This window comes from Thiohalophilus sp., assembly GCF_046483665.1.
Taxonomy (GTDB): Bacteria; Pseudomonadota; Gammaproteobacteria; order UBA6429; family Thiohalophilaceae; genus Thiohalophilus.
Genome location: NZ_JAWOCR010000010.1, coordinates 1 through 7,128, shown reverse-complemented (window position 1 = coordinate 7,128; position 7,128 = coordinate 1). Strand labels below are relative to the sequence as shown.

Annotated in this window: 11 protein-coding genes; all 11 read right to left on the bottom strand. The window is 54.3% G+C overall.

Annotated elements, in window-relative coordinates:
* The coding region (locus tag R6U90_RS02590) for a DUF86 domain-containing protein (RefSeq protein ID WP_410351101.1) at positions 1-164 on the bottom strand (164 nt) is incomplete at its 3' end.
* 132 nt (positions 165-296) lie between these two features.
* A complete protein-coding gene (locus tag R6U90_RS02585) occupies positions 297-716 on the bottom strand; it encodes a nucleotidyltransferase family protein (RefSeq protein ID WP_410351100.1) in 420 nt (139 codons plus the stop codon).
* A gap of 5 nt (positions 717-721) precedes the next feature.
* Positions 722-1,015 carry a nucleotidyltransferase domain-containing protein gene (locus tag R6U90_RS02580; protein ID WP_410351099.1) on the bottom strand — a complete coding sequence of 98 codons (294 nt, stop codon included), beginning with the start codon at positions 1,013-1,015 and terminating at the stop codon, positions 722-724.
* 16 nt (positions 1,016-1,031) lie between these two features.
* The gene (locus R6U90_RS02575) at positions 1,032-1,451 is read right to left on the bottom strand and encodes a nucleotidyltransferase substrate binding protein (protein WP_410351098.1); all 420 of its coding nucleotides are present in this window, start codon (positions 1,449-1,451) and stop codon (positions 1,032-1,034) included.
* Between the two features lie 186 nt (positions 1,452-1,637).
* Entirely contained in the window at positions 1,638-2,048 is a 411-nt protein-coding gene (locus R6U90_RS02570) for a type II toxin-antitoxin system VapC family toxin (protein ID WP_410351097.1), read from the bottom strand.
* On the bottom strand, positions 2,048-2,272 hold the full coding sequence (locus R6U90_RS02565; RefSeq protein ID WP_410351096.1) for a FitA-like ribbon-helix-helix domain-containing protein: 225 nt from the start codon (positions 2,270-2,272) through the stop codon (positions 2,048-2,050). The genes R6U90_RS02570 and R6U90_RS02565 overlap by 1 nt, the downstream gene beginning before the upstream one ends.
* A gap of 222 nt (positions 2,273-2,494) precedes the next feature.
* A complete protein-coding gene (gene galU / locus R6U90_RS02560; protein WP_410351095.1) occupies positions 2,495-3,379 on the bottom strand; it encodes a UTP--glucose-1-phosphate uridylyltransferase GalU in 885 nt (294 codons plus the stop codon).
* A 387-nt stretch (positions 3,380-3,766) separates the two neighbouring features.
* Complete coding sequence (locus R6U90_RS02555; protein WP_410351094.1) at positions 3,767-4,060, bottom strand: ComEA family DNA-binding protein; 294 nt, start codon at positions 4,058-4,060, stop codon at positions 3,767-3,769.
* A gap of 530 nt (positions 4,061-4,590) precedes the next feature.
* Positions 4,591-5,295, bottom strand: coding sequence for an orotidine-5'-phosphate decarboxylase (gene pyrF, locus R6U90_RS02550; RefSeq protein ID WP_410351093.1), 705 nt, complete (start codon positions 5,293-5,295; stop codon positions 4,591-4,593).
* Between the two features lies 1 nt (position 5,296).
* Positions 5,297-6,469: a lipopolysaccharide assembly protein LapB gene (lapB, locus tag R6U90_RS02545; RefSeq protein WP_410351092.1), complete on the bottom strand. Its 1,173-nt coding sequence runs from the start codon at positions 6,467-6,469 to the stop codon at positions 5,297-5,299.
* Positions 6,469-6,762 (bottom strand): lipopolysaccharide assembly LapA domain-containing protein, encoded by a 294-nt coding sequence (locus R6U90_RS02540; RefSeq protein ID WP_410351091.1) that lies wholly within the window; start codon positions 6,760-6,762, stop codon positions 6,469-6,471. Before R6U90_RS02540 ends, lapB begins: the two co-directional genes overlap by 1 nt.
* Positions 6,763-7,128: the final 366 nt, after the last annotated feature.

The window sequence follows — 7,128 nt, the reverse complement described above, 5'->3', positions numbered from 1 at the left end:
AAGGCTGGTAGTTTGCTTTCCACAACACCCCACACCAGCGCATTGTCGACATCAGCATACCCATGTATCAGAATATTTCGAAATGAAATAATTCGTCGATATTCCGGGATAGACTCTGCGATTTGTGGTGAAATTTTGGCAAGCTGGTTTAGCGCCTCACCCATATAATCTCAAACTGTCTTTCCACGCCTGCACGCAGGAGTTCGTCTTTCAGGTAGTCCTCATAAGTCTTACCATGGAAAAATTGCTGCACTCGCGAGCCAGCCACCCAGATATCGTGCAAGTATTTTTCAGGCTCACGCGGCATACAGGAGTGATTGCTTTTGTTGAATTTCGCGCTGCAACCAGGGATTACTCAGACTCGATTCGTTAACTAAATCAATGGGCCGTTTGAACAGGGTTTGCAGTTCCTCCAGCAATCCGAAATAAGTGTCCGCATATTCAGCTGGCGGCATTGACTCAAATTCCACAAGAAAATCCAGATCGCTGCGCTCCGGATCAAATGAGTCATCCAGCGCTGATCCGAAAATTGCCAAGCGCCGGACGTGATATTTTTGACACAATTTCTCGATGTCATTTTGTTTTGTGGTTATATCAGCGTACATATCTGAGTTAAAAAATAGTTTTGAGTTCTTGGTTGAAAGTAAAGTTAGCAGTCGCAGGTGGCAGTTTGCAGATCTGAGTGCTGAGTACTTAGTACTAAAAAATTCTGCCAACTTATTTATTCTTCCCTGGCGTAGAATGTTTTGCCGACCCTTTTTATATGGTCGAGTAAATTCGGGTTGTCGATCATGGCGTGCACCGAGAGGTCAAACTGGTATGGCAGCATCAGATCGTCCAGTTCCAGGGTTATCGCCTGTAATTCATCCCAACTGATATTACCTGCCAGGGTAATGTCGATATCCGAGCCGGGTCTGTGGGTGCCCTTGGCGCGCGAGCCGTATAATATGGCTTTTTCCACATCAGGATGCCGGGTAAACACGGCGTGTATTTTTTTTATATCAGCAGCTGACAAGCCTGATTCTTGTGTTTCAGGCTTGTTCATTTCTGATTTTTACAAATGTGTCGCGCAGGCTGTTCAGTTGTTCGGCATGATGTTGCTGTATATTCTCTATGATCTCGTTGGCAATTTTCTCGTTATACGTATGCGAGGTTCGGTTTCGATCCTGCAGCATTTCCATCCATGTATGACCGTCGGCAATCAGGCCGAGTTTGAAACTTTCCCGTATGGTATCCCGTGAGCCGACGATATTGTTGATCCCCTGCCAATCAAGATAATCTTTTAGCATATTCCAGGCCAGTTCATAGGTGAATTCAAAAGCCTGGATCAAGCCCTGCTTTTCCAGATCCGACAGTTCCCGCTGCTGCATCAGGGCGACGGCATTGTCCAGTTTGTCCAGTGCCCGTTCATAATTGTCCAGCCGTTGCATCCAGCGTATGTCTTGTTGCATTGGTTTCTCTTAGTTTGTTTGGTGCGTGGGACGCACTCTACGCGCTGAATAAAAATAGTTCTGAGTGCTGAGTTCTTGGTTCTTAGTGGGAGGCGATTCCATCGGCGACCGATCGTGCCTCTTTTCCCGAGTCGCGGCTGTAAGCCCCTCCCACAGATTTCAAGCTGGCGGCTTTGGGTGCGCCCTCTATGCCCGCCTCAGGTATTCATCCGGTTCCAGGGTATGTTCCGGAAATGCCGCGCGCAGGCGTTGGTCGAATGTGACGACTTGTATGTCACGTTGTACGGCGGCGGTAATAAAAAGTGTGTCATAGACCGGGGGGTTGTTTTCTATTGAGAACGCCAGTGCCTGTTGCCACAAATCCTCGCTCGTTACGACATGGGTATAAAGCGCTTCGGCATCTTCCATGATGTCATGGGCTTTTCCTGCCGCGGTCCCGGCGCGCCGCACCCATTGCCAGAGCACATTGGCCAGTTCGGCACGGAGAGTATCGGGCACGATAATCGATTCGGTTTTTTCCAGAACGGCAACGGACGTATCACGGTATTGCTCCACGCCGAGCAAGGCGTAGGCAAATACCATGGTGTCAATCACCATTAACGTCGGCCCTTATTCCGCCACGCCTCTACCTCATCCGGGTTCACCGGCGGCATTTGATCCCAGCGTTCGCGTACCCGGCGCAGAATATCTTCCCTGGGTCCGTAATAGCGCTGCAGCAACGCCCTGACCTCCTGTTCCATGGAGTGCTGATGTCCTTCGGCTGCCTTTTTAAGTCGCTCGACCACGTCATCGGGTAAATTTCGTACGGTTACTGTGGCCATTTCTCACCTCCAGCACAGAGTGACAGCATAATGCTAGCATAGAAATAGTGCTGAGTTCTGAGTTCTGAGTTCCTGGTTCTTAGTGGGAGGCGATTCCATCGGCGACGGTCGTGCCGCCGTTCTTGAGTCGCGGCTGCAAGCCCCTCCTACAAACCCTCTCTCTTGTGGGAGGTGATTCTATCGTGAATCCTCGTCCTCGTTATCCGGCGGTGCGAATCAGCTCTATGCGCTGATTTGCTTGACGTAGTCGAGCAGGTAGGCACTGAAGTCGTCCTTGAGCTCGGGATGCTTGAGGGCGTATTCGACGGTGGCCTGGAGGTAGCCGAGTTTGCTGCCGCAGTCGTAGCGTTTGCCTTCGAAGGCGTAGGCGAGGACCGGTTGTTCCCTGAGCAGGGCGGCGATAGCGTCGGTCAGCTGGATTTCGCCGCCGGCGCCTTTCTGGGTGCTGGCCAGCAGATCGAAAATCGGCGGGGTGAGGATGTAACGACCGACCACGGCGAGGTTAGACGGGGCCTTGTCGGGGGAAGGTTTTTCGATAATATCCTCGAGTCGGGAAAGACGCTCGTCGATGGCGGTGGATTTGATCACGCCATACTTGGAGGTGTCCTCCACGGGAATTTCCTCGACACCCAGGATACTGTTACCGTGGCGTTCGTATTGCTCGACCATCTGTTGCATACAGGTTTTATCACCACCATCGATCAGGTCGTCGGCGAGGATCACGGCAAAAGGATCCTCGCCCACCACCGGTCTGGCACACAGAACGGCGTGGCCCAGTCCCAGTGCCTCGGCCTGGCGCAGATAGATACAGCTCACATGGTCGGGGACGATGTTCCGAACCACTTCCAGCAGTTTGGTCTTGCCCTTTTCCTCGAGTTCGGTTTCGAGCTCGTAAGCCTTATCAAAATGATCGGGTATCGCGCGCTTGCTACGCCCGTTAACAAAAATCATCTGGTCGCAACCGGCCGAGATCGCCTCTTCCACCGCGTATTGAATCAGCGGTTTATCGACGACCGGTAACATTTCCTTGGGACTGGCTTTGGTGGCGGGCAAAAAGCGGGTACCTAACCCCGCAACGGGAAAAACCGCTTTTTTGATTGGCTTCATGGTCACATCACGCTCTGGTTTGATTGCTCGCTAAGATAGCAAATCGGCTTCGATGGGGGCAACTTATTCAGCATCGAGTGTTGAAGAAAGAGTTGACAATAGTAAGCAGGCCAAAGCGAAGGCGGTGTCTGGTGCAGATTTGTCCAATATACTGTCGCTATATCGGTCCTGATATGGATTGACGTTGAAGTTTGTCGTCGATGGCCATAGAAACGGCGCGCTATAACGATGTCAATAAGGGGGCGTGCGCAGTTGTGTACCTGCTACCGTCTTGCTATATCAGGCCGGCAGGCTGACTCAGTTTGCCGACAGCCAGAAAGCATGAAGAGAAAAGGCGCAACCGTGTGGTTGCGCCCCCGGGCGTCAGGAAAACCGGTTATTGAAGAGTTACTCTTTATGACCCAGTTTGGCCTGTATGGGATTCAGTTTAAGATTATCCGCATTTCTGGCGAGAATGCCGGGACCGATGCCCTGCACCTCCATCAGATCTTCCACTGTTTGGAATGGGCCGTATTGATCGCGGTATTCCACAATGGCAGCTGCTTTTTTCTCACCCACGCCGTTTATATTGGCCGCCAGTTCAGCGGCGTTCGCCGTATTGATATCCACCGGACCGGCAAAGGCAAAACCGGCAAACAGCATGCTCAAAGAGAAAACGAGAGATTGGATTAGTTTTTTCATGTGTGACTCCTTGTCGAGTGGTTGGTCGTCGTCCTGACGCATATCATTATTGTCACTTCGCAAAAAAGATTCAAGCGGTTGTGTGTAGGAATTTTCGGAAAGTTTTGTAAGATATTGCCTACAAACAGCAGGTCGCGGCTGCAAGCCCCTCCTACAACTCATCCCTCGGTAGGAGGCGATGCCATCGGCGACGGTTGTGCCCCTGCTCCCGAGTCGCGGCTGCAAGCCCCTCCTACAAACCGCCGCTCTGGTAGGAGGCGATGCCATCGGCGACGGTCGTGCCGCCGTTCTCGAGTCGCGGCTGCAAGCCCCTCCTACAATCCATCTCTCGGTAGGAGACGATGCCATCGGCGATGGATTGTGCCCCTGCTCCCGAGTCGCGGCTGCAAGCCCCTCCTACAAACCGCCTCTCTGGTAGGAGGCGATTGACGTACAGGGACGGACTAATGTCGTGGGAGGCATGGATGCCGGGAGCGACCCATCGGCGACGGGTTGTGCCCCTGCTCCCGAGTCGCGGCTGCAAGCCCGTCCTACGGGGTCGTTTCAAGTTCCTGTTCGATCATACTCAATGCCTGCATGGGATGCTCGGCCTGGGTGATGGGTCGGCCGATGACGAGGTAGTTGCTGCCGGCGCCGATGGCCTCGGCGGGAGTCATGATCCGGGTCTGATCGCCGCTGGCGCTGCCGGCAGGCCGGATGCCGGGGGTAACGAGCTGAAAATCTGCCGGCAACTTCTGGCGCAGGCTGCTGACTTCCCTTGGGGAGCAGACGACGCCGTCCAGTCCACTATTGGCTGCCAGCGTCGCCAGTTTTTCGACATTAGCCATGGGCTCCCCGGACAATCCGATTTCCTGGAGATCCTCCGCCCCCATGCTGGTCAGGATCGTGACGCCGATTAATAAAGGCTTGCGGGAGGATTGAGCCACGGCATCGCGGGCGGCTGTCATCATTTTTGAGCCGCCCAGGGTATGCACGTTGATCATCCACACGCCGAGTTCGGCGGCCGCGGCGCAGGCTTTGGCCACGGTATTGGGGATATCGTGGAACTTGAGATCAAGAAACACCTCGAATTCGCGCGCGACCAGCTCGCGTACCAGTTGCGGGCCTTCGGCGGTGAACAGTTCCTTGCCCACTTTCAGTCGACAACGCTCTGGCGAGACGTTATCGGCAAAGGCCAGGGCATCGCGGGCATTGGCATAATCGAGGGCAACAATCACCGGTGATGAACAACTCACCTTATTCTCCTTCTACACCGTGAATCGGTTTAATGGTGTTCCAGTGCTTGCAGCTGGGACATTGCCAGTGCAGGGACTTGCCACTGAAACCGCAATGGATACAGTTATACACCGACTTGTTGGTCAGTATCTGGTCGGTGACTTCTTTAAGGACATGCAATTTATCACGCACCGAGTCGCTGGCCTGTCCCATGTTCAGTTCGATCAGCCGATCCATGCCACGTACCGAAGGCCGTTGTTTGAGAAAGCGGGTAATGAACTCCGTTGACGCCAGTTCACCGTCGCGCTCTTCAATCAGATCGGCCAGTACCAGCATGGTGGAGATACCCGAGTATTTATCCAGCAGCGTAGTGAAATAGTCGATGGCTTCGTCCTTGCGTTGCAGTGCCTTGTAGCATTCGAGCAGCGGCTGGATGACTTCGGAAAGATATTCGGGGTCCTGGTGTTCGATACGTTGATAGGCTCTGAGGGCGTGCTTGTAATTGCCGGCACTGCGCTCGATGTCGCCCTCCATCATGCTGGCCCGCACGCAGTTACGATCCTCACCCATGGCGCGGCGCAACAATTTCAGCGCCCGTGATGGTTCGCCCTGACGCAGCGCCTGTTCCGCCTGTTCGCAATAGAACTGGGCCACCATGAAAGACAGATCCGTGTTGGCGCATTGTTCCAGTCGATGGGCCGCCCGGATGGCATCGTCCCAGTCCTTTTCCTGTTGATAGATATCCACCAGGTGTCGCAGGGCCGCCTGGGAATGGGGGGCGCTGTCGACCAGCTCACCGAACAGGGACTCGGCCCGATCCAGCAATCCGGCACGCATGTAATCCTGGCCCAGTTCGAACAGGGCCAGGGCCCGTTGCGACTTGTTGAGTGTCGGCCGGGCGATCAGGTTTTGATGAATCCGAATGGCGCGATCCACTTCGCCCCGGCGACGGAACAGACTGCCCAGGGCCAGATGCGTTTCGACGGTCTCGCTGTTGACATCCAGCATCTGAATGAACAGATCGATGGCTTTGTCCTGCTGTTCATTCAGGATGTAATTGAGGCCCTTGATATATTCACTGGGCATTTCCAGGCAACTGTCGTCACGACGGCGCACGGACATACCACGACGCCCCAGCAACCAGCCGGATAGCGCCGCCACAGGCAGCAACAGAAAGAGGATCTCGATACCCATCAATGATCGTCGCGTAGCGGCAGCGAACGCAGGTTATTAATTTCTTTTTCCGCCACATCCACCGCCTTGCGCAAACGGTGGATCTCCCGTTTCTGACGCAAGATGGCGCCGGCGCTGGCCAGGACCCCGAGGATCGCGCCGAGGATCATGGCCACCAGCATGGATAAAGAAAGCGGGATCGAGAGGCTGTCGAAATAATAGTTAAATTGCACCGGCTCGGCGTTGAGCACGGCGAAGACCAGGCCGGTAATGACCAGCAGCACGATCACAGCAATATAAATGATCTTGAGCATCTTTTATCCTCATTCATCCCGGTTCTGAGTTCTGAGTTCTGAGTTCTGAGTTCTGAGTTCTCAGCATGTCGGCCCGATAAAGCGCAGCGGTGTCGGGCAAAATCCGCCGGACACCGCTATCGTTATGTCCGGCCTGCCTTACTTTACTTTCCTTGTGGGAGGCGATCCCATCGGCGACGGTTGTGCCCCTGCTCCCGAGTCGCGGCTGCAAGCCCCTCCTACAAGACAGTTACCAGAACCTGGTAACTAGCAGCTAGCCCCGCCCGAAGGGGCTTGTGGGAGGCGATGCCATCGGCGACGGTCGTGCCCTTTCTCTCGGGTCGCGGCTGCAAGCCCCTCCTACAAGACAGTTACCAGAACCTGGTA

Bases quoted from the DNA above. Each gene is read 5' to 3' on its own strand.
- lapB (WP_410351092.1), bottom strand. From the start codon at position 6,469: ATGGGTATCGAGATCCTCTTTCTGTTGCTGCCTGTGGCGGCGCTATCC.
- R6U90_RS02555 (WP_410351094.1), bottom strand. From the start codon at position 4,060: ATGAAAAAACTAATCCAATCTCTCGTTTTCTCTTTGAGCATGCTGTTT.
- galU (WP_410351095.1), bottom strand. From the start codon at position 3,379: ATGAAGCCAATCAAAAAAGCGGTTTTTCCCGTTGCGGGGTTAGGTACC.
- R6U90_RS02565 (WP_410351096.1), bottom strand. From the start codon at position 2,272: ATGGCCACAGTAACCGTACGAAATTTACCCGATGACGTGGTCGAGCGA.
- R6U90_RS02575 (WP_410351098.1), bottom strand. From the start codon at position 1,451: ATGCAACAAGACATACGCTGGATGCAACGGCTGGACAATTATGAACGG.
- R6U90_RS02540 (WP_410351091.1), bottom strand. From the start codon at position 6,762: ATGCTCAAGATCATTTATATTGCTGTGATCGTGCTGCTGGTCATTACC.
- R6U90_RS02570 (WP_410351097.1), bottom strand. From the start codon at position 2,048: ATGGTGATTGACACCATGGTATTTGCCTACGCCTTGCTCGGCGTGGAG.